Below are 21,436 nucleotides of genomic sequence, written 5' to 3'. Positions count from 1 at the left end.
TCCTCGGGGTGCCACCCAACACAACCGAACGCGAGGGTTGGATCTCACCCCCATGCGACTGTGCAGTCAAGAGGTATGACGAGATATCGAACAACCGTTACTGAAGTCTTCCAACAGAGTCCGACACGTCCTACCGTAAACGCGCACCATGACACGTACATGTAGTCATCCCATCTTTCGCGAGTCCGGAGGAACGTCACGATGCGTCACCTTCACACCCGCACGACCCGCAGAAGACTGGTCGGAGCCCTCGTCACCGGGCTGTTGTGCACGGGCGGCCTCACCGTGCCGGCCGTCGCACAGGACCCCGTGACCCCCGCCCTGGCGGACGGTCAGGCGCTCACACCTCCCATGGGTTTCAACAACTGGAACTCCACCAACTGTCGTCCCGACTTCAACGAATCCATGGTCGAGGGAATCGCGGACATCTTCGTCGCCAAAGGCCTGAAAGCGGCCGGCTACCAGTACGTCAACCTCGACGACTGCTGGGCCCTGCCGAACCGCGACGCCGACGGCAAACTCGTCCCCGACCCGATCCGATTCCCGCACGGAATCAAGGCGGTCGCGGATTACGTGCACTCCAAAGGGCTCAAACTCGGCATTTACACCAGCGCCGGCACCAAGACATGCAACGACGCGGGATTCCCGGGCGGCCTCGGCCATGAGTACAGCGACGCCCAGCAGTTCGCCGACTGGGGCGTGGACTATCTCAAGTACGACAACTGCAACAACCAGGGCGTGGACGCCAAGACGCGCTACACCACCATGCGTGACGCTCTGAAGGCGACGGGCCGCCCGATCGTCTTCAGCATCTGCGAATGGGGAGAGAACAAACCCTGGGAATGGGCCTCGGACATCGGACATCTGTGGCGCACGACCGGCGACATCAGCGACAACTGGGGCTCGATGCTGTCGATCCTCAAGCAGAACCTGCCCCTCGCGCGGTACGCCGGTCCCGGGCACTGGAACGACCCCGACATGCTGGAGGTCGGCAACGGCGGCATGACGGACACCGAGTACCGCTCGCACTTCTCGCTGTGGTCGATCATGGCCGCACCCCTCCTCATCGGCTCGGACCTGCGCACCGCGACCCCCGCGACCTTCGACATCCTCGACAACAAGGAGGTCATCGCGGTCGACCAGGACCCGCTGGGCAAGCAGGGAAACGTTGTCACGTCCGAGGGCGGACGCTGGGTCGTCGCCAAGGAGATGAAGGACGGCAGCCGTACGGTCGCGCTGTTCAACGAGTCCGGCAGCGCCCAGCGCATCGCCACCACCGCGGCGGCCGTCGGCCTCCCCGGCGCCCGCGCCTACACCCTGCGCGACCTGTGGCAGCACAGGAGCTACAACACCGCGGGCGCGATCTCCGCGACCGTCCCGGCCCACGGCACGGTCCTCGTACGGGTCTCCGCCGACCGGCACGCGCTCAAGAACCCGCCAGCCGTCGAACTCGCCCTGGCGAACGCCCCGTTGGTGCAGGCGGGCACTCCGACCCCGCTCACCACGACGGTCACCGACCTCGGCCGGACGACCGCCGAACACGTCTCCACCGGCCTGACCGGGCCCGCGGGCTGGAAGATCCGGGCTGCGTCCCCGACGACCGCGCGGGCCGTACGGACAGGCCGGGCCCTGCGCACGAAGTGGACGGTCACCCCTCCCGCCGGAACACCGACGGGGTCGTACGACCTGACGCTCAGGGCGAGTTACCGCTCGCCGACCGGTACCCGGGTCACCGGCACACTGCCGTTCACCGCGTCCGTGGTGGTCGCGCCGCCGGCCGGGACCTCGTATCTCGGTGACCTTCCGTGGATGTCGACGGCCAATGGATACGGGCCGGTCGAGCGCAACACGAGCAACGGGGAGAGCGCGGCGGGCGACGGTCATCCGATCACCTTGGGCGGTGTGGTGTACGCCAAGGGGCTCGGTGTCCATGCCGAGAGCGAGGTGCGGTACTACACCGGGAAGGCGTGCGAGAAGGTCACCGCGGACGTCGGTGTGGACGACGAGAAGGGCGCCAACGGCACCGTCGCCTTCGAGATCTGGGCGGACGGCACCGAGGTCGCCTCGACCGGCGTCCTCACCAACGCGATGCCCGCCCAGCCGGTCACGGCGGACGTGACCGGCGCCCAGGTGGTCCGACTCGTCGTCACCGACGGCGGCGACGGGGTCGACTCGGACCACGCGGACTGGGCGGACGCTCAACTCACCTGCTGAGCCGGGCGAAGTGGCGTTCGCGAGGCATAAGCCGCTGAACGAACGTTTCGGCCGCTCGACGGTTCACACCACGGCCGAGGTCGTGCTCGTCTGCCCGGCGAGCGCGGCCGCGGCCGCTCCCACCAGCCCGGCGTCCGTGCCCATCTGAGCCGGGGTCACCGTGAGGCGCTGCACGAAGGACAGCGTCGCGTAGTCGCTCAGCGCCTTGCGCAGCGGCGTGAAGAGCACGTCGCCCGCCTTGCCCACACCCCCGCCGATCACGGCGATGTCGATCTCGACGAGGGTCGCGGTGGCCGCGATCCCTGCCGCGAGCGCCTGCGCGGCCCGCTCGAAGGAGGCCACGGCGACCGGGTCACCGGCACGGGCCGCGGCGGCCACCGCGGCGGCCGAGGCATCGCCGTCGGGACCCGGCCGCCAGCCGCCCTCGACCGCCCGCCGGGCGATGTTGGGCCCGCTGGCGATCCGCTCGACACAGCCGCGCGAACCGCACGGGCAGAGGTCGCCGTCCAGGTCGACGCTGATGTGGCCGATGTGGCCCGCGTTGCCGGTCGGCCCGGGATGCAGCTGGCCGTTGAGGACGAGGCCCCCGCCGACACCCGTCGAGACCACCATGCACAGCGCGTTGGCGTGTCCGCGTGCGGCGCCCTGCCAGTGCTCGGCCGCCGTGATCGCCACGCCGTCGCCGATCAGCGCGACGGGCAGGTCACCGGTCGCCGCACGCACCCGCTCCACCAGCGGAAAATCACGCCAGCCCGGCACGTTGACCGGGCTCACGGTGCCCGCGGAGGCGTCCACGGGACCCGCGCTGCCGATGCCGAGGGCGCCCGCGCGGGACCACGAAGGCGATGCGGTGAGTTCTCCGAGCACCTCCTCCACGGCTCGCATCACGGTGTCGCCGTCGTCCTGCGAGGGCGTCGGGCGATGTGCTCGCACCAGGATCTTGCCGTGGCCGTCCACCAGCGCCCCGGCGATCTTGGTGCCGCCGATGTCGAGCGCGGCCACGAGGTCGGTGTGCATCAGTGTCAGATCTCCCCGTCAAACATGAGAACCACCAGAAGGTGAGTTGGGCCGGTCTCGCGGTGGGGGCGCAGGCCGTTGATATCGGTGGACAGTCTCTCTCGCATATGACAACGTTGTCCAGGCTCTATGCTCGACGCCACATCCTCATACAAACCCATGGACCTATGCATCCCCCGTGGACGACAGGACAGGACAGCGCATCGTGCCAGAGACCGCCCGCCGCCCCGAGAACCGCTACGGCAACCGTCCGACCATGAAGGACGTGGCCGCGCGCGCCGGTGTCGGCCTGAAAACGGTGTCGCGCGTGGTCAACGGCGAACCGGGCGTCACCCCGGACACCGAGCGCCGGGTCCAGGAGGCCATCGACGCGCTCGGCTTCCGCCGCAACGACAGCGCCCGCGTCCTGCGCAAGGGCCGCACGGCCAGCATCGGCCTCGTCCTGGAGGACCTCGCCGACCCGTTCTACGGCCCGCTCAGCCGCGCCGTAGAAGAGGTCGCCCGCGCCCACGGTGCCCTGCTGATCAACGGTTCCAGCGCCGAAGACCCGGACCGCGAGCAGGAGTTGGTGCTCGCGCTGTGCGCCCGGCGGGTGGACGGTCTCGTGGTGATCCCGGCCGGGGACGACCACCGCTATCTGGAGCCGGAGATCAAGGCGGGCGTCGCGACGGTGTTCGTGGACCGTCCGGCCGGGCAGATCGACGCGGACGTCGTCCTCTCGGACAGCTACGGCGGCGCCCGGGACGGCGTCACCCATCTCATCTCCCACGGCCACCGGCGCATCGGCTTCATCGGTGACATGCCCCGCATCCACACGGCCGCCGAACGACTGCGCGGGTACCGGGCGGCGATGGAGGACGCGGGGATAGAGGTCGAGGACGCCTGGATGTCCCTCGGCGTGACCGACCCGGTGCGGGTGCGGCGGGCCGCCGAGGAGATGCTGACCGGGCCCTCGCCCGTTACCGCGATCTTCGCCGGCAACAACCGTGTGACGGTCACCGTCGTCCGCGTCCTGGCCGAGCAGTCGCGCCGGATCGCCTTGGTCGGCTTCGACGACTTCGAACTCGCCGATCTGCTCCAGCCGGGCGTGACGGTCGTCGCGCAGGACGCGGCGGCTCTCGGACGTACGGCCGCGGACCGGCTCTTCCGTCAGCTGGACGGCACGCTGATCGCGCCGGAGCGCATCGAGTTGCCGACCCGGCTGATCACCCGGGGATCGGGCGAACTCCCGCCGTCGGAGTGAGCGGCGCGTGCACGACCGTATGAGCGACCGCGCGGACCGCACGGACCGCACGTTGGAGGCGCTGGGGCTGGCTCGGGCGCCGCGTGAGGAGCCGCTCCTCTATCCCGGCGTGTGGCCCGCCGAGTCCGGACTTCTCGTCGGGGACCGGCTGTTGCCGCTCGACGGCCACGTGACGTACGAGGACCGCACGCCGGTCCTGGCGATCGGCTCCAACGCCTGTCCCGCTCAACTGCGGCACAAGATGGCGGAGTTCGGGATCTCGTCCCCCGTCCCGATGGTGAAGGCACGGGTCACGGGGATCGGCGTCGGGGTCTCCGCGCATGTGAGTCGCATGGGGTATGTGTCGGCCTCGCCGGTCCACGCGCCCGGTGTGGTGCGGGAGTTGTTCGTGACGTGGTTCGACACGCGGCAGCTCGCGGTGGTGGACGCGAGCGAAAGGGCGTACGACCGGGCGTGGTTGCCGGGATCCGTCGTTCAAGTCGAGCCGGGGCCAGGGCAGTTGCTGCGGGGCGTGTACGTCTACGTCAACCGGAACGGTGTCCTGCGGGACGGTACCGGTGTACCGCGCCGGCACCCGGGCGAGCGGGTGCTCCTCACCGAACTCCTGGGCGGCTCGGCGGAGTTGAGGAGGCTGTTCGGGCGGACACCGGAGGAGTTCTGCGCGCGGGCGCGGGCCGACCGGTCGTTGTGCGACCGGGGTACGCGGCTGTTCCTGGAGGAGGGGCTGGTGACGGTGTCGGGTCTTGAGCGCTTCGTACGGCCTCAGCAGACCGGGAGCCCCGGGACCGGTTCGTCGTTGTCGCCGCCCTTGAGGTAGACGGCGCTGACATAGACGTTCGTGTTGCCGCTGTCGTCGTCCGTCTTCGCCCACCACGTGTTGGTCCACTGGCCGTAGGTCTCGCGGCGGCCCAGGTTCTGTTGGCAGAAGAAGTAATTGGTGCCCGCGCCGAGGACACCGACTTCGGTGCCGGAGGCGGTGTAGGACCTGGCACTGCGCCACACCTGGCAGTTGTACTTTCCACCGCCGATGGCCTGACAGGCGGCGGCCGGACTGGGCGAGCTGGAACCGCCCGTCGAACTCCCTCTGCCCGAACCGCCCTTGCTGCCGCCGGCGGTGCTACCGGCCGTGGGCTTGACCGGGGCCGAGGCGGAGCCGCGCTCCGAGGGCGTGGGCTCGCTGCGCCCGCCCTGCGTCCCGGCCGGGGCGGGAGTCTTCTCCTCGTTCTTCCCCGTGGGCTTAGGGCCGCCCGAGTGACCGGCGTCGGTGCGCCCGGCGGGCGAGGAAACGGCACTTGCCGGAGCCGACGCCACCGAAGGCCGCGTGCCGGCCTCGTTGTCGTGCGCGTTGTGCAGCGCGTAGGCGACCCCGGCGCCGATGAGGACAACGGCACTGGCCACGGCGGCGATCAGGATGCGGGCTCTTCGGCGGGGAGGGGCGGCGGGGGCGATGGGCCCGGTGGGGGCGGACGTATGCGGTGGTGGGCCGAAGCCCTGAGGTACGGCTGGGGAAGGCGCGGTGGAGCCAGGCCCCTGCGGGTGCGCCGCGGACCAGGGCGCGGAGTACGCGTCGGGCGTGACCGAGCTGGGCTGTCCCGGGGCTTCCGGGCTCCACTCGGCCGCGCCGAACTCCCCCGAGGAGCCAGGGTGTTGCGCCGCCGCTTCGGACCCCGCCGCTGTCTCCGACTGGTACGCCGACGCCCAGGGATTATGGGGTGCCCCAGGTGCCGGTGTGTCCGGCTGCCCGGGGTCATCGACGGAACCGGTCACGGCTGCCTGGGCCCTGGGCTGTTGGGACGGGGCGGCGCTGTTGGGCGCCGCGCTACCGGGTCCGGGCTCGGAGGGACCGGCGCCGTCCGACGCAGCACCGCCGAAACTCGGCTCGGACCGACCGTCGCTGCCTGGCGCGGCACCATCGAACATCGCCTCGGACCGGCCACCGCTGTCCGGCGCCCCACCGCCGAAGCCCGGCCCGGACTCGCCGCCGCTGCCTCGCGCAGCACCACCAAATCCCGCCTCGGACCGGCCGTCGCCGCCCGGCCTCCCACCGCCGAATCCCGGCCCGGACCCGCCGCCGCTGCCTCGCGCAGCATCACCAAATCCCGCCTCGGACCGGCCGTCGCCGCCCGGCCTCCCACCGCCGAATCCCGGCCCGGACCCGCCGCCGCCGCCCGGTACAGCACCACCGAAATCCGCCTCGGACCGGCCGTCGCCGCCCGGCCTCCCACCGCCGAATCCCGGCCCGGACCGGCCCCCGCCGCCCGGTACAGCACCACCAAATCCCGCCTCGACCGAATCGGAGGCCTCCGCCGCCCCGATCCCCTGTCCGACCGGAGCCCCAGACGCTGCGGATCCCGAGCGCTTCCCGGCAGCCCCTCCGACCCCGTCGCCCTGCCCGGCCGCGCCTTCGCCCCCAGCGCCCTGCCCGACCGAGCCGCCGGCCCCCGCGCCCGTCCCCGCCGCGTCCCCGACCCCCGCGCCCTCCTCGGACCCCGTCAACTCACCGGCATCCGCGCCCGATTCCCCGTCCCGAGCGCGCCCCGATCCCTCAAGTCCCGCTCCCCCAGGACCCGTTACGCCCTCGGCCCCGGCCGCCACGCCTCCCCCAAGCGGCACGCCGAAAGCCCCGCTCCCCATCATCCCGTACGAACCACGCAACACAGCCGTAGGCGTATCCGTCCCCGCCCCCCGCGCCACCGCCTCCAACATCCCCCGCGCTCGCCCGGCGTCAGGGCGCAACTCCGCCCGCTTCTCCATCAGTTGGCTCAGGACCGGCCCAAGTCGGCCTGCCCGTCGGGGTTCCGGTAGGGGCTCGGAGACGATGGCCGTGAGGGTGGAGTACGTGGAGGTGCGGCGGAAGGGGGACGTGCCCTCGACGGCGGCGTACAGCGTGGCGCCCAGGGCCCAGACGTCGGAGGCGGGGCCGGGGTCGGCGCCTTGGGCTCGTTCGGGGGCCAAGTAGTCGAGGGAGCCGATGAGTTCGCCGCTGCGGGTGAGGTGGGTGGCGGAGCCGTCGCCGGGGTCGTCCATCGTGGCGATGCCGAAGTCGGTGAGGACGACCCGGCCCGAGCGGTCCAGCAGGATGTTCCCGGGTTTCACATCGCGGTGCAGGACACCCACGGCGTGCGCCGCGGCCAGCGCCTCCATCACCTTCGCGCCGATCCCGGCCGCCTCGCGCGGGTCGATCGGGCCGCGCTCGGTCAACACGTCGTCCAGGGACGGCCCGTCGATCAGTTCCATGACGATCAGCGGGCGTCCGTCGACCTCGGCGATGTCGTGCACGGCGACCACCCCGGAGTGCCGGACCCGCGCCGCCGCCCGCGCCTCGCGCTGCATCCGCAGCCGTAGATCCGCGAGTTCGGGCCCGTGCGCGTCGGTGAAGGTGCGCAGTTCCTTGACGGCGACCTCGCGGCCGAGGACCTCGTCGACGGCCCGCCAGACGACACCCATGCCGCCGCGCCCGAGTCGCGCCACGACGCGGTACCGCCCGGCCAGCAACCGGTCGACCCCGTCCACGCGTCCGCTCTCCCCCGAAGGCACCGCCGCTCCGTCCCGTGGCACATCCATGAACGCCGTACAGCCTACGGGGCGGCGGTGACAACAGACGCGGGCACCAACACCTGTGACAGGTCCGCTACTTGGCGGACGCCGTGAGGTCGCCCCGACGCGGTGACGCGAAGCCCTCAAGGTCCATCCGGGTCAGGCCGGTCGCCCTGGCCACCTCGGCGATGTCCAGCGCGCCGCAGTCCAGGCCGCGCAGCAGATAGCCGCTGAGGGCCTTGGCGGTGGCGGGCTCGTCCATGACGTCGCCGCCGGCGTGGTTGGCGTAGCGGGCGAGCCGCGCGGCGGCCTGTTCGAAGCCCTCGCGGTAGAAGGCGAAGACGGCCGCGTAGCGGGTGGGGATGTGGGCGGGGTGCATGTCCCAGCCCTGGTAGTACGCGCGGGCCAGGGCCCGGCGGGTGAGGCCGTAGTGCAGGCGCCAGGCGTCGTGGACCTTCGCGGTGGGCCCGACGGGGAGGACGTTCGTCGAGCCGTCCGACACCCGTACGCCCGTCCCGGCCGCCGCGACCTGCATGACCGCCTTGGCGTGGTCGGCGGCGGGGTGGTCACTGGCCTGGTAGGCGGCGGAGACGCCGAGGCAGGCGCTGTAGTCGAAGGTGCCGTAGTGCAGGCCGGTGGCGCGGCCCTCGGCGGCCTGGATCATGCGGGCGACGGTGGCCGTGCCGTCGGTGGCGAGGATGGACTGGCTGGTCTCGATCTGGATCTCGAAGCCGATCCGGCCCTGTTCGAGCCCGCGCGCCTTCTCGAAGGCCTCCAGGAGGCGCACCATCGCGGTGACCTGCTCGGCGTAGGTGACCTTGGGGAGCGTCAGGACCAGGCTGTCAGGGAGCCCGCCGGCCTCCATGAGCCCGGTGAGGAAGATGTCGAGGGTGCGGATGCCCCGGTCGCGCACCGGCGCCTCCATGCACTTCATCCGGATGCCCATGTACGGCGCAGCGGTGCCCTGCTGGTACGCCTCGGCGATGAGGCGGGCCGCGCGGGCGGCGGCCGCGTCCTCCTCGGCGTCGGGGCGGGGGCCGTAGCCGTCCTCGAAGTCGACGCGCAGGTCCTCGATGGGCTCGCGCTCCAACTTGGCCCGCACGCGCGCGTGGACGGGCTCCGCGAGGTCGTCGGAGAGGCCGAGGACAGCGGCGAAGGAGGCCGCGTCGGGGGCGTGTTCGTCGAGGGCGGCGAGCGCGCGGTCGCCCCAGGTACGGATCGTGTCGGCGGCGAAGACGTCACCGGGGACGTAGACCGTGTGGACGGGCTGGCGGGTGCCGGGGTCGCCGGGGTAGCGGCGCTCCAGTTCGGCGTCGACCGGTGCCAGGGAGGCGCTGATCTCCTCGCCGACCGCGCCCGCGAGGCTCGTCGCCACCTTCTCCTGCTCGCCCTGACCCATTCCCACACCCTCCAGTTTTCCGCTCTACGGAATCAACAATCCGTAGAACGAAGTTATCCGTGGAGCTTCCCGCCGGTCAACACCCTGTCCACGCCGTGAACCGTCCTGTTCACTGCCGCCCCGAGGCCCTCTTCCGCCCGGCGCCGCGCACCCTCATCCTGACTCGCAAGGGGAGGGATGCACATGTCGACTGCCAGGACGGTGACCCGTCGCGCGGGGCTGACCACGCTCGTGGCGGCCGCCATCGCCCTGCCACTCATCGGAACCGCACGCTCCGCCTCCGTCCGGAAGGAGACCCGTCTGCTGGACGTCATGACCTTCAACCTGCGCTTCGCCGACACCACCGAACCCAACAGCTGGAAGGTCCGCCGCCCGGTCATGCGCGATCTGCTGCTGCGCGCGGCCCCCGACGTCATCGGCACCCAGGAGGGCCTCTACGCGCAGCTCCAGGACATCAGGCAGGACCTGGCGCCGCACTACGACTGGATCGGCGGCGGCCGCAAGGGCGGCAGCTTCGACGAGGAGACGGCGATCTTCTACGACACCCGCCGCCTCGCCCCCGTCGAGTACGACCAGTTCTGGCTCTCCGACACGCCCGCCGTGATCGGCTCGAACACCTGGGGCGGCGCCCACCCGCGCATCGCCACCTGGATCCGCTTCCGCGACCTCGGGGACGACGAGCGGGAGTTCTACGTCCTCAACACCCACCTGGACAACGCGAGTCAGTACGCACGCGAGCGCGCCGCCACTCTCATCGCCGAGCGCCTCGCCCACCTGGACGGCTCCCTGCCGCTCGTGGTGACCGGCGACTTCAACACCGCCGCGTACACCACCTCGGTCTACTCCACGATGCTGGACGCGGGCCCGGGCCTCAGGGACACCTGGGACGCGGCGGCCGCACGCGGGCAGCTCTACGGCAGCTTCCACGGCTACCGCGCGCTCGTGCCGGAAGGCCCCCGCATCGACTGGATCCTGGTCTCCCCGGGTGTCACCGTGCGCCGGACCGCTCTCAACACCTTCTCCGAGAACAGCCAGTTCCCGAGCGACCACCTGCCCGTGCAGTCCACGATCAGCCTGGGATGAGCGGCCGGGGCACGCGAAAGGCCCCCACGACCACGCGGGTCGCAGGGGCCTCGTAGCGCCTGGAGAGATCAGCCCTTGCGGGACTTGACCTCGTCGGTGAGCTGCGGGACGACGTCGAAGAGGTCGCCGACGACGCCGTAGTCGACGAGGTCGAAGATCGGGGCCTCGGCGTCCTTGTTGACGGCGACGATCGTCTTCGAGGTCTGCATGCCCGCGCGGTGCTGGATCGCGCCGGAGATGCCGTTGGCGATGTAGAGCTGCGGGGAGACGCTCTTGCCGGTCTGGCCGACCTGGTTGGAGTGCGGGTACCAGCCGGCGTCCACGGCGGCGCGGGAGGCGCCCACGGCCGCGCCGAGCGAGTCGGCGAGGGCCTCGATGATCGCGAAGTTGTCCGCGCCGTTCACACCGCGGCCGCCGGAGACGACGATCGCGGCCTCGGTCAGCTCCGGACGGCCGGTCGACTCGCGCGGGGTGCGCGCGGTGACCTTGGTGCCGGTGGCCTTGTCCGAGAAGGTGACCGCGAGGGCCTCGACCGTACCGGCGGCCGGGGCGGCCTCCACGGCGGCCGAGTTGGGCTTCACGGTGATGACCGGGGTGCCCTTGGAGACACGGGTCTTGGTGGTGAAGGAGGCGGCGAACACCGACTGCGTGGCCACCGGGCCCTGGTCACCGGCCTCCAGGTCGACGGCGTCGGTGATGATGCCGGAGCCGATGCGTACCGCCAGACGGGCGGCGATCTCCTTGCCCTCGGCGGAGGACGGCACCAGGACGGCGGCCGGGGAGACGGCGTCGTAGGCGGCCTGGAGGGCGTCGACCTTGGGGACGACGAGGTAGTCGGCGTACTCGGAGGCGTCGTGCGTGAGCACCTTCACCGCGCCGTGCTCGGCGAGCGCGGCGGCGGTGTTCTCCGCGCCGGCGCCGAGGGCGACCGCGACGGGCTCGCCGATGCGGCGGGCCAGGGTCAGCAGCTCCAGGGTGGGCTTGCGGACGGCGCCGTCCACGTGGTCGACGTAGACGAGAACTTCAGCCATGGGAATGGTCTCCTGCGTGCGTGCGAAGTCTGAGGGGCGGTGAGCGAGTCGGGCCTTGGGGCTTAGATGAACTTCTGGCCCGCGAGGAACTCGGCGAGCTGCTTGCCGCCCTCGCCCTCGTCCTTGACGATCGTGCCGGCGGTGCGCGCGGGGCGCTGGGCCGCGGAGTCGACGGCGGTCCAGGCGCCCTCGAGGCCGACCTCGTCGGTGTCGATCTCCAGGTCGGAGAGGTCCCAGGCCTCGACCGGCTTCTTCTTGGCGGCCATGATGCCCTTGAAGGACGGGTAACGCGCCTCGCCCGACTGGTCGGTGACCGACACGACGGCCGGCAGGGAGGCCTCGAGCTGCTCGGAGGCGGTGTCGCCGTCACGGCGGCCCTTGACGACCCCGCCCTCGACGGAGACCTCGGAGAGCAGCGTGACCTGCGGGACGCCCAGGCGCTCGGCCAGCAGGGCGGGGACCACACCGGCGGTGCCGTCGGTGGAGGCCATGCCGGAGACGACCAGGTCGAAGCCGGCCTTCTCGATCGCCTTGGCCAGCACCAGGGAGGTGCCGATGGCGTCGGTGCCGTGCAGGTCGTCGTCCTCGACGTGGATCGCCTTGTCGGCGCCCATGGACAGCGCCTTGCGCAGGGCGTCCTTGGCGTCCTCCGGGCCCACGGTCAGGACGGTGATCTCCACGTCGTCGTCCGAGTTCTCGGAGATCTGCAGCGCCTGCTCGACCGCGTACTCGTCGAGCTCGGAGAGCAGACCGTCCACGTCGTCCCGGTCGACGGTCAGGTCATCGGCGAAGTGCCGGTCGCCAGTGGCGTCGGGCACGTACTTCACAGTGACAACGATCCTCAAGCTCACGCCGGCTCTCCTACTGCATCGTCATTTTCGGCTGCCTACTTCCAGGCAGCATAGGCGCCCTGAACGGCCGTTCCCGGTGGGGGCGACCGGTGCTCCCGACGAAATATTACTCGCCAGTACGCACCCCTACGCTCCCCCAACGGGTGCCCGCTAAGCAAGCGCTTTGAACTGTGACCTGTGCAACGCAGCGTAATCGGAACTCGACGCTTCCGCAGGGTGGCCCGTCACCCACCCGGAGTGGCCTCAGTCACGCAGTCCGTTGAAACGCCCCTGGTGGTAGAGGAGCGGGCGGCCGGTGCCCGCGTGGTCACCGAGGACGACCTCGGCCAGGACGATGCGGTGGTCCCCCGCGGGCACGCGCGCGGCGACCCGGCACACCAGCCAGGCGAGCACGCCGTCCAGGACCGGCACCCCTTCGGGGCCCTCGCGCCAGACGGTGGGCGCACCGAACCGGTCGGCGCCACTGCGGGCGAAGGTGGCCGCCAGCTCCTCCTGGTGCTCGCCCAGGACGTGGACGCCGACATGGTCGGCCTCGGATATCGCGGGCCAGCTGGAGGCGCCGGTGCCGATCCCGAAGGACAGCATCGGGGGCGCGGCGGAGACGGAGCTGAGCGAGGTGGCGGTGAAGCCGACCGGGCCGTTCTCACCGAGTGCGGTGATCACCGCCACACCGGCCGCGTGCTGCCGGAAGACGGACCGCAGCAGGTCGGGAGAGGCGTGCTGAGGAGTACGGGTGCCGAGGTCGGGCGTGGCCGTCATGGACGTGTCCTTCTGCCGAGGGGACGAGCTGGGACCGTGGCTGCTCAACAGCCCGGACAGCGCGCGCTCGCGGTGCGGGCCAGGTCGACGTGCACCCGCCCGTAGAGAAGGAGTTCCGAAGGCATACGGTCAGGCTGACGATAGGTGGTGCGCACAGTCAAGTACGTTCCGACATATGGGAGATGGCTCACCGTCATCGTCACAACCGTCAAACCGCCTCACCCAGAGCTGCGATGACATCCGCCTTGCGGGGGAGGCCGGTGGCACGCCGGACGACCCGTCCGTCGGCGTCGAGGACGAGCACGGTGGGGGTCTTCAGGATGTCGAGTTCCCGTACGAGGTCCAGGTGGTCCTCGGCGTCGATCTCGATGTGGCTCACTCCGGGGACCATGCCGGCCACCTCGCCCAGCACCCGGCGCGTGGCCCGGCAGGGCGCGCAGAAGGCGCTGGAGAACTGCACCAGGGTGGCCTTCTCGCCGAGGTCGCCGCCCAACTCGGCGGCGCCGAGCCGCTTTCCGCCGTCGCGCCCACGCACGCGCACTCTCCCGCTCCGCCGCCGATGCAGCACTCCGTAGGCGCTCGCCGCCGCGAGCACGATCACGCACACCACAAGTCCGGTCATCGGTCCTTCCAGCGTTCACGAGACTGCAAAGATTCCCGGCACCCCGAATCCTTTCCGTTGCGGAATCCTTGATTCATGGACATCGACGTACGAGGACCGCGCTTCGGGGCGGCCCTGACGACCGTAGTACTGGCGGTCGTGCTCATCACCGGCAGCTTCTGGCTGCTGGCCTGGCAGACCCTGGCGTTCGCGCTGGGCGCGGCGGGCGGCGTGGGCCGCTCGCCGTACGGCTGGCTGTTCCGGAAGGCGGTACGGCCGCGGATCGGGCCGCCGACCGAGTTCGAGGCGCCGGAGCCGCCGCGGTTCGCGCAGGCGGTCGGGCTGGTCTTCGCCGGGGTGGGCCTGGTCGGTTTCGGCCTGGGTCCCGAGTGGCTGGGGCTCGCGGCGACGGGGGCCGCGCTCGCCGCCGCCTTCCTCAATGCCGCGTTCGGGTACTGCCTGGGGTGCGAGATGTACCTGCTCGTGCGTCGAGTGACAGTTCGCGCACAGTAAAGGAAACTTAAAAGGCCGAGGTGGATCAAGCGATGGACGTGACGAGGATCTCGCCGTTCTGGGGCACGAGGACTGGCCACTCGTCCGTTCTTCGGGCACGATCTGCGCAATGCCGTAAACCTACGGCTGCGTAACTTTCCCGCCCGGAGAACCCCTTCAGGCAGAGAGAAGGGTCCACCCCGTCCATGGCTGAGCTTGTCTACCGCCCTGTCATCGGTCTCGCCCAAACGCTGTTCAAGGCCTGGGACCTCAAGATCGACTGCAAGGGGTCGGAGAACATTCCGCGCTCGGGCGGCGCCGTGCTGGTCAGCAACCACATCAGCTACCTGGACTTCATCTTCGACGGCCTGGCCGCCCTGCCGCAGAAGCGCCTGGTGCGCTTCATGGCGAAGGAGTCGGTCTTCCGGCACAAGATCTCGGGTCCGCTGATGCGCGGCATGAAGCACATCCCGGTGGACCGCGAGCAGGGCGAGACGGCGTACCAGCACGCGCTGGATTCGCTGCGCTCCGGCGAGATCGTCGGCGTCTTCCCCGAGGCGACGATCTCCCAGTCCTTCACCCTGAAGAGCTTCAAGTCGGGTGCCGCGCGCATGGCCCAGGAGGCCGGCGTCCCGCTGATCCCGATGGCCCTGTGGGGCACGCAGCGCCTGTGGACCAAGGGCCACCCGAAGAACTTCAAGCGCAGCCACACCCCGATCACCATCCGGGTCGGCGAGCCGGTGGAGGCCCCGCAGGACCAGTACGCGGGCGCGATCACCCGCCGCCTGCGCGAGCGCGTCCAGGAGCTGCTCGAAGCGGCCCAGCGCGCTTATCCGGTACGGCCCAAGGGCCCGGACGACACCTGGTGGATGCCGGCCCACCTCGGCGGTACGGCCCCCACCGCCGAAGAGGTCAAGGCCGCCGAGGCCCGCTGAGTCTCACGCCGGGGCGTGGACGGTGATCTGCGCCCCGGGGCTGAACTTCCCCAGCAGTTCCGCGAGTTCGGCGCCCGCGGCCTCGACCTCGGCGACCGGCATCGGCGCCAGGCTCTCCAACAGGAAGACGGCGGACGTCGATTGCTCCGTCAGCCGGGTGCGCGGCCCCTGTCGCCAGTTCCAGCGGCGGCAGGTGACACCGACCTCGTCACGCCACACCACCTCGCCCGCGTCGGGATGCTCGACGACCTCCTCACCACCGGCCGCGGTCACGAACTCCTCGTCCCCGACGGCTCGTTGAAGGATCATCCCGCCCTGGATGCGGTCGATGTCCTCACCGCCCACGGGGATCAGGTGGGCGACGCTGATGGCGTTGTAGAGGTCGACCAGCACATTGATCCGGGGCAGCCCGGCGTCCGTCAGCGCCCTCTTGGCCAGCGCCTCCGCCGAGTTGCGCGTCCGCGACGGCTTCGACCCGAACGCCGTGTACACCTCGCGCCAGGCCGCCATGTGCGGGTCCTCGTGCGGCGCGCGCCCGTCCAGCCGTACGGCGAGCCGGCGGGCCGCGTCGTCGAGCAGCGCCGAACTCTCCTCGGTGCTGGGCCCGTTGACGAGTCCGTGGGCCTCGATCGCGACATGGGTGAACCCGGGCGCGAGGGCGCGGACTTCGTCGGACACGGTGAGCGTGAGCGTCATGGCTTGCCTCAAAGTGCGGTCGGGAGCGTCTTCCAGAGGTGCGACCGGTCGGGGGCTGCCGTGAGGGCGCTCAGGACGGCCGGGTGCGGTTCAGCGTACAGCACCGGATAGTCCATCTCATTGAACTCCGGGTCGGGTATGAAGGCCAGCCGCTCCCCGTCGAGCGAGAACTGCGCGTCCACGCCCGGCTTGTTGCCGCGCGGGTCCTGCCGGTGCCAGGCCCCATTGAAGCGCACGGCGACCAGACCGTGGACCACGTCGAACTTCTGGTAGCAGAGCGCCGTGGGAATGTCCTCGGCCCGCAGCAGCGCGGCGAGCGCGTGCGCCTTGGTGTAGCAGATGCCGGTGCCCTGCTCCAGGACGTCGGAGGCCCGCCAGGTGACGCGCGGATCACCGGAGTCCTGCGAGTGGGGAATCCCGTCCCGGACGAACTCGAACGCCAGGCGTGCATAGGCATACGAGTCCTCGGCACTCCTGGCGAGCCGCGCGGCCGTCTCCCGCACACGGGGATGGTCGTGGTCGATGACCTCGTCGGCGACCAAGTAGGCCGAGAGATCAGGGGTGTTCTGGATCAGTTGCATGGCTGCAGAGCATAGGAAAGCGATCACCCAACAGTCAATGACTTTTCAGGTGACCGCATACCTATGCATGAGGCGATTCCAGCCGCCGCTCTAGCGGGCCATCTCCTCCTTGAGTGCCGCCACGAACGCGTCCACGTCGTCCTCGGTCGTGTCGAAGCCGCACATCCAGCGGACGTCCCCGGCGGCCTCGTCCCAGAAGTAGAAGCGGAACCGCTTCTGCAGGCGCTCGCTCACGTCGTGCGGGAGGCGGGCGAAGACGCCGTTGGCCTGCACGGGGTAGAGGATCTCCACGCCGTGCACCGCGCGCACGCCCTCGGCGAGGCGCTGGGCCATCTCGTTGGCGTGGCGGGCGTTGCGCAGCCACAGGTCCTTGGCGAACAGCGCCTCCAACTGCACCGAGACGAAGCGCATCTTGGAGGCGAGCTGCATGGACAGCTTGCGCAGGTGCTTCATGTGGCTGACGGCGTCCTGGTTGATGACGACGACCGCCTCGCCGAAGATCGCGCCGTTCTTCGTCCCGCCCAGGGAGAGGATGTCGACGCCGACCGCATTGGTGAACGTCCGCATCGGAACGTCGAGTGAGGCGGCCGCGTTGGCTATCCGGGAGCCGTCGAGGTGGACCTTCATGCCGTGCGCGTGGGCGTGGTCGCAGATCGCGCGGATCTCGTCCGGCGTGTACAGGGTGCCGAGTTCGGTGCTCTGGGTGATCGAGACGACCTGCGGCATCGCGCGGTGCTCGTCGTCCCAGCCGAAGGCCTGCCGGTCGATCAGGTCGGGCGTGAGCTTGCCGTCCGGAGTCTGCACCGTGAGGAGTTTCAGGCCGCCCATGCGCTCGGGGGCGCCGCCCTCGTCGACGTTGATGTGCGCGCTCTCGGCGCAGATCACCGCGCCCCAGCGGTCGGTGACCGCCTGAAGGGCGACGACGTTGGCGCCGGTGCCGTTGAAGACCGGGAACGCCTCGGCGGTGGCCCCGAAGTGGCTGCGGATGATGCCCTGGAGGTTCTCCGTGTAGTCGTCCTCGCCGTAGGCGACCTGGTGGCCGCCGTTGGCGAGGGCGAGGGCGGCGAGCACCTCGGGGTGGGCGCCGGCGTAGTTGTCGCTGGCGAAGCCGCGGATCTCCGGGTCGTGATGGCGACGGGCGTCGGTCTTCGGAGGGTTCACGGCTTCTCGGTCAGCCACAGACGGTTTCCGTTCACTTCGGTGGCGGGCTTGTCCCAGACGCCGGCGATGGCCTCGGCGAGGTCCTTGACGTCGGTGAAGCCCGCGAACTTCGCGTTGGGGCGCTCGGCGCGCATCGCGTCGTGCACCAGCGCCTTGACCACCATGACGGCGGCGGCGGAGCTGGGCCCGTCCTCGCCGCCTGCCTTGCGGTAGCCGTCGGCCATGGCGAGGGTCCAGGCCTCGGCGGCGGCCTTGGACGCGGAGTACGCCGCGTTGCCCGCCGTGGGCTTGCTCGCGCCCGCCGCGCTGATCAGGAGGTAACGGCCGCGGTCGCTGCGCTCCAGGCCGTCGTAGAAGGCCAGGGAGGTGTGCTGGACGGTGCGGATGAGGAGCTTCTCCAGCAGGTCCCAGTCGGCGAGGTCGGTGTCGGTGAAGGACGCGCTGCCGCGCCAGCCGCCGACGAGGTGGACCAGGCCGTCGACGCGGCCGAAGTCCTTCTCGATGTGCTCGGCCCACTCGCGCGTCGCCTGCGGGTCGAGCAGGTCGACGGTGTCCCCCACGACGGTCGCGCCGCCGTGCGCGTAGCGGGCCGCGTCCACGGCCTCCGCCAGTCGCTCCGGATGCGCGTCCGCCCCGACGACGGTCGCACCCGCCTCGGCCAGCCGCAGCAGCACGGCCCGGCCCGCGGGCCCGCCCGCTCCCGCCACCGCGATCACCGCGCCGTCCAGCGCCCCGTTCCCCATGGTCCTCGCCTCCTGAGCCACTTCGGTCGTACGGCCGCTCACGCGGCGATCCGCTCTGCACTCTCCGCCGTGATACCCCGCGTGGACGCGATCACGTTCTTCAGCTTCTTGGAGAGGGCCTCATAGAACATGCTCAGCGGAAACTCGTCCGGAAGCACGTCATCCACGAGTTTCCGGGGCGACAGGCTCAGGTCCAGCGCGTCCGGGCCCTTGGCCCAGCGGGAGCCGGGGTGCGGGGCGAGGTAGGTCGCGACCAGCTCGTAGGCCTTGAACCAGTGGACGAGCTTGGGGCGGTCGATACCCGCGCGGTAGAGGTCCTCGATCTCGGCGCACAGCTGGTTGGTGACCTCGGGGGCGCGCTGCCAGTCGATGTGCAGGGTGTTGTCGGTCCAGCGGACGACGTCGTGCTTGTGCAGGTAGGCGAAGAGGAGCTGGCCGCCGAGCCCGTCGTAGTTGCGGACGCGTTCGCCGGTGACCGGGAAGCGGAACATGCGGTCGAAGAGGACCGCGTACTGCACGTCACGGGCCTGCGGGACGCCGTCGGCCTCCAGCTTCACGGCCTCCTTGAAGGCGGTGAGGTCGCAGCGCAGCTCTTCGAGGCCGTACATCCAGAACGGCTGGCGCTGCTTGATCATGAACGGGTCGAAGGGCAGGTCGCCGTGGCTGTGGGTGCGGTCGTGGACCATGTCCCACAGGACGAAGGCCTCTTCGCAGCGCTTCTGGTCGTCGACCATCGTGGCGACGTCCTCGGGCAGGCGCATGCCCAGGATGCCGACGGCGGCCTCGGTGACCCGGCGGAAGCGGGCGGCCTCGCGGTCGCAGAAGATGCCGCCCCAGGAGAATCGTTCCGGCGCCTGTCGTACGGCGATGGTCTCCGGGAAGAGGACGGCCGAGTTGGTGTCGTAGCCGGAGGTGAAGTCCTCGAAGGTGATGCCGCAGAACAGCGGGTTGTCGTAGCGGGTCGCCTCCAGCTCGGCCAGCCAGTCGGGCCAGACCATGCGCAGGACGACCGCCTCGAGGTTGCGGTCCGGGTTGCCGTTCTGCGTGTACATCGGGAAGACGACCAGGTGCTGGAGTCCGTCCCGGCGGTCCGCGGCGGGCTGGAAGGCCAGCAGCGAGTCGAGGAAGTCGGGCACCTGGAAGCCGTCGTCGGCCCACTGGCCCAGATCCCTGACGAGCGCGGCGTGGTACGCGGCGTCGTGCGGGAGCAGCGGGGAGAGCTCCTCCACCGCGCCGGTCACACGGCACACGGCGGACTCGGCCTCCGTGCGCGCCGGGGCGCCCTCGGCCGTGAAGTCGATCGAGCCGTCCTTCGACTGCCATGGCCGGATCCGCTCCACGGCATCCTTGAGCACGGGCCACGCCGGATGCTCCACCACCCTGGTCACGGGAGGAAGCCCCTGCTCCGAACCCACCTGCACAAGAATTTCCGTCATGTCCCATCCTCCACGGGAGAACCTCGCGTATGGACACCGTATGCGTTCACGGTTTCCCCTAGCAAGGCAAGGCTCCGCAAATTATCCTGCACCCCCTGTCCGTCACCGCTCTTTTTCCTGCCGGACACACAGAAGGCGATTAGTTCCGCCGTGGCGGGGTAGACAGGTCGGCGCCTGCGATCAAGGGCCGCCGAGGGGCCGGTTTCGGTCAGGCCCGCCGGACGCGCCCACGGCCGGACGGCGGCGGCGCGCGGTACGTTCCGGGAACTCCCCCGCCGTCACCCCCGATCCCCCGTGTACGCGCGGGTACAACGCCGGGCCCGGCCATTAGGCTGCGGCTCTGCCGCGTGGACGCCGATGTCCGGCCGCGCCCGCGCGCGCAGGCCGAGCCGCCGTCGACGGAAGCGAGTTGAACCTTGAACTTCCTTACCATCGGTCACCGCGGAGTCATGGGTCTCGAACCCGAGAACACGCTCCGTTCCTTCGTCGCCGCCGAGCAGGCCGGCCTCGATGTCATCGAACTCGATCTGCATCTGAGCCAGGACGGCGCCCTCGTCGTCATGCACGACGCCGACGTGGACCGCACGACCGACGGGACCGGTCCGATCGCCGAGCGGACCCTCGACGAGCTGCGCACCCTGGACGCGGGCCGCGGCGAGCGCGTCCCCGTCTTCGAAGAGGTCCTGGACGCGGTCGGGTCGCCGCTCCAGGCCGAGATCAAGGACCTGGCGGCGGCCCGGGCGCTGGCCGAGGTCATGCACCGGCGCAACCTCGTCGAGCGGGTCGAGGTGTCCTCGTTCCACGACGAGGCGATCGCCGAGATCGCCCGCCTTGTGCCCGGCGTACGGACCGCGCTGATCGCCAGCCGATTCGGACCCGAGGTGGTGGAGCGCGCCACCGAGGCCGGTGCCGAGACGGTCTGCCTCAACATCCGGCGCCTGACCCTGGAGGTCGTCGAGGCGGCCCGCAAGGCGGACCTGAAGATCATCGGCTGGGTGGTGAACACCCAGGACCAGCTGCGCCTCGTCCGCGCCCTGGGCCTGGACGGCGCGACCACCGACTACCCGGAGATCAAACGCACCGGCCGCTTCACGGCGTAACTCCCGTGGCGCCTAAGCGAGTTCCTTGACCAGCAGCTCGAACTGCAGGTCGTCGCGCTGCGGAATACCGAACCGCTCGTCGCCGTACGGGAACGGGGTCATCCGGCCCGTACGGCGATAGCCGCGCCGCTCGTACCAGGCGATGAGGTCGTTCCGTACGGAGATCACGGTCATGTGCATCTCCCGCACACCCCAGGTCTCCCGCGCCGTGCGCTCCGCCTCCGCGATGATGACCTTGCCGAGGCCCGCGCCCTGGAGCTGCGGGCTGACGGCGAACATCCCGAAGTAGGCGTGCTCACCCCGGTGTTCGAGCTGACAACAGGCGACCACGCGCCCGTCGCGCTCGACGACGAGCAGCCGGCTGTCGGGCGACTTGATGACAGCCAGCACGCCCTCGGGATCGGTCCGCTGCCCTTCGAGGATGTCCGCCTCGGTGGTCCAGCCGGCCCGGCTCGCGTCCCCCCGGTACGCCGACTCGATCAGCACCACGAGGGCGTCCGCATCGGCGTCGGTGGCGTCGCGGAAGGTCAGTCCGGTGGCGGCGGTGTCCATGGGTG

General features: G+C 70.7%; 20 protein-coding genes and 1 pseudogene. 7 read left to right on the top strand and 14 right to left on the bottom strand.

The annotated features are described in order from the left end of the window. Positions 1-201: 201 nt before the first annotated feature. Positions 202-2,214 (top strand): NPCBM/NEW2 domain-containing protein, encoded by a 2,013-nt coding sequence (locus OHT77_RS38925; protein WP_328833042.1) that lies wholly within the window; start codon positions 202-204, stop codon positions 2,212-2,214. 63 nt (positions 2,215-2,277) lie between these two features. Here OHT77_RS38925 and OHT77_RS38920 read toward each other — a convergent pair whose 3' ends face one another. After that, positions 2,278-3,231: an ROK family protein gene (locus OHT77_RS38920; protein WP_328833041.1), complete on the bottom strand. Its 954-nt coding sequence runs from the start codon at positions 3,229-3,231 to the stop codon at positions 2,278-2,280. 178 nt (positions 3,232-3,409) lie between these two features. Between OHT77_RS38920 and OHT77_RS38915 the strand changes: the two genes are divergently transcribed. After that, positions 3,410-4,474 (top strand): LacI family DNA-binding transcriptional regulator, encoded by a 1,065-nt coding sequence (locus OHT77_RS38915; RefSeq protein ID WP_266774483.1) that lies wholly within the window; start codon positions 3,410-3,412, stop codon positions 4,472-4,474. Between the two features lie 19 nt (positions 4,475-4,493). Next, positions 4,494-5,291: a hypothetical protein gene (locus OHT77_RS38910; protein ID WP_328834455.1), complete on the top strand. Its 798-nt coding sequence runs from the start codon at positions 4,494-4,496 to the stop codon at positions 5,289-5,291. A gap of 1,861 nt (positions 5,292-7,152) precedes the next feature. On the opposite strand, the pseudogene OHT77_RS38905 reads toward OHT77_RS38910, so the two are convergent. Together OHT77_RS38905 and OHT77_RS38900 are read right to left on the bottom strand one after the other, a co-directional pair. Further along, positions 7,153-8,038, bottom strand: a pseudogene (locus tag OHT77_RS38905) (serine/threonine-protein kinase); the annotation flags it as partial. Positions 8,039-8,105: 67 nt separating this feature from the next. After that, positions 8,106-9,410, bottom strand: coding sequence for a DUF6986 family protein (locus tag OHT77_RS38900; RefSeq protein WP_328834454.1), 1,305 nt, complete (start codon positions 9,408-9,410; stop codon positions 8,106-8,108). A gap of 183 nt (positions 9,411-9,593) precedes the next feature. Here OHT77_RS38900 and OHT77_RS38895 point away from each other — a divergent pair, with 183 nt between their 5' ends. Beyond that, positions 9,594-10,493, top strand: a complete 900-nt coding sequence (locus OHT77_RS38895; RefSeq protein WP_328833040.1) for an endonuclease/exonuclease/phosphatase family protein — start codon at positions 9,594-9,596, stop codon at positions 10,491-10,493. Positions 10,494-10,561: 68 nt separating this feature from the next. Here OHT77_RS38895 and OHT77_RS38890 read toward each other — a convergent pair whose 3' ends face one another. From OHT77_RS38890 to OHT77_RS38870, 5 genes are all read right to left on the bottom strand, one after another. Next, positions 10,562-11,524 (bottom strand): electron transfer flavoprotein subunit alpha/FixB family protein, encoded by a 963-nt coding sequence (locus tag OHT77_RS38890; RefSeq protein WP_328833039.1) that lies wholly within the window; start codon positions 11,522-11,524, stop codon positions 10,562-10,564. A 62-nt stretch (positions 11,525-11,586) separates the two neighbouring features. Continuing rightward, on the bottom strand, positions 11,587-12,375 hold the full coding sequence (locus OHT77_RS38885; RefSeq protein ID WP_328833038.1) for an electron transfer flavoprotein subunit beta/FixA family protein: 789 nt from the start codon (positions 12,373-12,375) through the stop codon (positions 11,587-11,589). A gap of 243 nt (positions 12,376-12,618) precedes the next feature. Then, positions 12,619-13,134, bottom strand: a complete 516-nt coding sequence (locus OHT77_RS38880) for a flavin reductase family protein (RefSeq protein WP_328833037.1) — start codon at positions 13,132-13,134, stop codon at positions 12,619-12,621. Positions 13,135-13,178: 44 nt separating this feature from the next. Next, entirely contained in the window at positions 13,179-13,259 is an 81-nt protein-coding gene (locus tag OHT77_RS38875; RefSeq protein ID WP_317774577.1) for a putative leader peptide, read from the bottom strand. A gap of 83 nt (positions 13,260-13,342) precedes the next feature. Further along, positions 13,343-13,756 (bottom strand): TlpA family protein disulfide reductase, encoded by a 414-nt coding sequence (locus OHT77_RS38870; RefSeq protein ID WP_328833036.1) that lies wholly within the window; start codon positions 13,754-13,756, stop codon positions 13,343-13,345. A gap of 75 nt (positions 13,757-13,831) precedes the next feature. Here OHT77_RS38870 and OHT77_RS38865 point away from each other — a divergent pair, with 75 nt between their 5' ends. Together OHT77_RS38865 and OHT77_RS38860 are read left to right on the top strand one after the other, a co-directional pair. Continuing rightward, positions 13,832-14,248 (top strand): DUF4395 domain-containing protein, encoded by a 417-nt coding sequence (locus tag OHT77_RS38865; RefSeq protein ID WP_328833034.1) that lies wholly within the window; start codon positions 13,832-13,834, stop codon positions 14,246-14,248. Between the two features lie 185 nt (positions 14,249-14,433). After that, positions 14,434-15,162 carry a lysophospholipid acyltransferase family protein gene (locus OHT77_RS38860; protein ID WP_328833033.1) on the top strand — a complete coding sequence of 243 codons (729 nt, stop codon included), beginning with the start codon at positions 14,434-14,436 and terminating at the stop codon, positions 15,160-15,162. Positions 15,163-15,165: 3 nt separating this feature from the next. On the opposite strand, the gene OHT77_RS38855 is transcribed toward OHT77_RS38860, so the two are convergent. The 5 genes from OHT77_RS38855 to OHT77_RS38835 form a co-directional block, all read right to left on the bottom strand. Further along, positions 15,166-15,858 (bottom strand): B3/B4 domain-containing protein, encoded by a 693-nt coding sequence (locus tag OHT77_RS38855; RefSeq protein ID WP_328833032.1) that lies wholly within the window; start codon positions 15,856-15,858, stop codon positions 15,166-15,168. Between the two features lie 8 nt (positions 15,859-15,866). After that, positions 15,867-16,439: a transglutaminase family protein gene (locus tag OHT77_RS38850; protein WP_328833031.1), complete on the bottom strand. Its 573-nt coding sequence runs from the start codon at positions 16,437-16,439 to the stop codon at positions 15,867-15,869. Positions 16,440-16,529: 90 nt separating this feature from the next. Beyond that, positions 16,530-17,600 (bottom strand): threonine aldolase family protein, encoded by a 1,071-nt coding sequence (locus OHT77_RS38845; protein ID WP_328833030.1) that lies wholly within the window; start codon positions 17,598-17,600, stop codon positions 16,530-16,532. Then, positions 17,597-18,343, bottom strand: coding sequence for an SDR family oxidoreductase (locus OHT77_RS38840; protein WP_266774469.1), 747 nt, complete (start codon positions 18,341-18,343; stop codon positions 17,597-17,599). The genes OHT77_RS38845 and OHT77_RS38840 overlap by 4 nt, the downstream gene beginning before the upstream one ends. 38 nt (positions 18,344-18,381) lie before the next feature. Further along, complete coding sequence (locus OHT77_RS38835) at positions 18,382-19,779, bottom strand: DUF6421 family protein (protein WP_328833029.1); 1,398 nt, start codon at positions 19,777-19,779, stop codon at positions 18,382-18,384. A 416-nt stretch (positions 19,780-20,195) separates the two neighbouring features. On the opposite strand from OHT77_RS38835, the gene OHT77_RS38830 reads away from it, so the two are divergent. After that, a complete protein-coding gene (locus OHT77_RS38830; RefSeq protein WP_328833028.1) occupies positions 20,196-20,879 on the top strand; it encodes a glycerophosphodiester phosphodiesterase in 684 nt (227 codons plus the stop codon). 12 nt (positions 20,880-20,891) lie between these two features. On the opposite strand, the gene OHT77_RS38825 is transcribed toward OHT77_RS38830, so the two are convergent. Then, positions 20,892-21,431, bottom strand: a complete 540-nt coding sequence (locus OHT77_RS38825) for a GNAT family N-acetyltransferase (RefSeq protein ID WP_328833027.1) — start codon at positions 21,429-21,431, stop codon at positions 20,892-20,894. Positions 21,432-21,436: the final 5 nt, after the last annotated feature.

The organism is Streptomyces sp. NBC_00252 (assembly GCF_036187565.1).
Taxonomy (GTDB): Bacteria; Actinomycetota; Actinomycetes; order Streptomycetales; family Streptomycetaceae; genus Streptomyces.
This window is presented reverse-complemented; position numbering and strand designations above follow the sequence as displayed.